General features: G+C 48.5%; 1 protein-coding gene. It reads right to left on the bottom strand.

Going from position 1 to position 919, the window contains the following annotated elements; genetic code table 11:
- Positions 1-149 precede the first annotated feature (149 nt).
- Positions 150-896 carry a hypothetical protein gene (locus tag GY937_26425; GenBank protein ID MCP5060251.1) on the bottom strand — a complete coding sequence of 249 codons (747 nt, stop codon included), beginning with the start codon at positions 894-896 and terminating at the stop codon, positions 150-152.
- Positions 897-919 lie beyond the last annotated feature (23 nt).

The raw sequence follows: 919 nt of genomic DNA on the forward strand, positions 1-919 counted from the left end.
GATGAATTGGGCCAAGGTGGCCTCGGATTACCACCTGTTACAGTACCTTTATACCCTGCGGGAGTGCCGGAAGGCTGGTACGAATCTGGGAGGATGGGTACAATCCCCAGCTTATCTGCGTCATGCTCGCGTAGAACATCTATGCGCGCTCAGCGTAGTGTAACTATATCTAAGGTGGGACCCACGCGGAGACGCACTTGCGATTTAATGTCAATGGGAATTCTAGCCATAAGACGCGCGCCTGCTTCCTGATCCTGTTGAAGACCTGAGAAGCTTGGATACGTGATCCTACACAAATGTCTAATCCTAGCTATAAACTGCCCTGGTGACTTTTTTTGCATATCCCACCTAAGTGTTTCAAGCTCAATACGCGCTGCTTCTGGGGACAAATACTCTTCAAAGAGCCTAGTGAATTCGTCATACAACTCCTGAAAGTTGGGAGTTTTATGCAAGCTTATCCTATCAAGGAATTGTTTATATGCCGTTTTGGCCTCATCCACGAACCAAGCACCGACTTGGCTCACCTTGTCCTGTTCTGGCAACCCTTGAAAGTGTGCCCAACGCTCGAAATCTTCTGCCCAATCTACCCAACCGTTTTCCTTTCCTGAAAACTTCCTAGGTTCGGGGGTTTTGTAACCTTTGCTACGCGACGCTTGCTGCGGCGACTGCATTTGGGCTTCGAGCATAGCTAATCTGTTTTCGCGAGTTAAAGCGGCCAAATCATATGAACTAGGCTTCTTATGCTTCAGGTTCTTAACTTCTGGGCCAGAGCCTGTCGACTGGACTTCGGACTCGGAACTATCAGAACCTGAATCACCACTCGCTTGTGACTCTTCTGCCTGCGGCTCACTATAACTATGGCGCCAATCTGATATCTGCTTGTCAAGTACAGTCAAATGCCTAGACACATACGATTGCA

The sequence above is a fragment of the bacterium genome (assembly GCA_024228115.1).
GTDB lineage: Bacteria > Myxococcota_A > UBA9160 > UBA9160 > UBA6930.